1 protein-coding gene is annotated in these 1,322 nt (G+C 56.6%); it reads left to right on the forward strand.

Translation table 11 applies throughout. From position 1 onward, the window contains the following. The coding region (locus tag RSSM_RS23050) for an IS4 family transposase (RefSeq protein WP_044303364.1) at positions 1-1,150 on the forward strand (1,150 nt) is incomplete at its 5' end. Positions 1,151-1,322: the final 172 nt, after the last annotated feature.

Below are 1,322 nucleotides of genomic sequence, written 5' to 3' on the forward strand. Positions count from 1 at the left end.
GGATTCCCTGCACGAGATCGGTACTGCACGCGACAAGTCCCGCAATCGTGATTTGCACATGGACCAGTACGGCGTGCTAGTTCTTATGTGGATGTTCAATCCGATCCTGACTTCGCTTCGTGGACTACAGCAAGCCAGCACACTCAAAGATGTCCAGAAGAAGTTCGGCGTCGGGCGAGCTTCGCTGGGATCGCTCTCCGAGTCGGTGAGCATCTTTGACCCCGAGCCGCTCAAGAAGATCGCCGCGGAGCTTGCTACCGAAGTGCCCTCGGCCGACCCATCGAAGTTTGATGTGATCGGACATCAACTCACCGCCGTCGATGGCAGCGTCTTCAAGACGGCCGTGCGTGTGGCATCTTTGGCTTGGCTGCCTGATAAGGCAGGCGGAACGACCAAAGGTAGGTCGGTTGATGGATACCGCATGCACACTCATTTCGAGATCCTTCGCGGAATCCCCGAGCGAATCGATGCCACGCCAGCCAAGCCCAAGGGGAAAGATGACGAAAAGGCAGTCCTGGCTTCCGTCTTGCAACCAGATCGCTGCTATGTGATTGATCGTGGGTATGCCAAGTTTGAATTGTTCAACCAAATCAACGCCGCCCGAAGCAGCTACATTTGCCGAGCCCGCGACAACAGCACGCCGAAGATCCTTTGTGAGCGAGACCTAACCGCAGCAGATCGCGACGCCGGTGTCCGCATCGACCGAGAAGTCGTTTTGGGAGCTCACACCAGCAACCGCAAAACGGTCGCGAGCGATCATCCGGTTCGCTACATCGAAATCGAAGTCCCGACGCATGTCCGCACTGGCAGCAAAGGCTCTCACTGCGATGGTCGACTGCGATTGGTCACGAACTTGATGGACGTTCCGGCGGAACTGATTGCCGAAGCCTACCGGCTTCGCTGGCTCATCGAACTGTTCTTCCGAATGATCAAACAGCTTCTGGGCTGTCGGCATCTACTGAGCACCAAGCCGGCAGGCGTCGAGATTCAAATGTACTTAGCCATCATCGCTTGCCTGCTGATCCTGATCTACACCGGGGGTCAACCAAACAAACGGACCTACGAGATGATCTGCTTTTATTTGCTCGGCTGGGCGAGCTTGGAGGAACTGGAAGCTCATATCGAAAACTTGAAACCAAAGGCTCTGTAGGAGCAATGCGCACCGACCGAAGTGAAGTCACCTGGGGGGGGGGCACTGCTGCGCGGTCGACTCGTGTTCGCGTTGCCAAACCCTTCGTCGCATTCGCGGCGTCGCACTACCTCCCACGCAAATACCGCCCAAACCGCATCAGTGCATAAGGCGAGCCGAACAGTATTGGGTC

The organism is Aporhodopirellula sallentina SM41, assembly GCF_000346505.1.
GTDB lineage: Bacteria > Planctomycetota > Planctomycetia > Pirellulales > Pirellulaceae > Rhodopirellula > Rhodopirellula sallentina.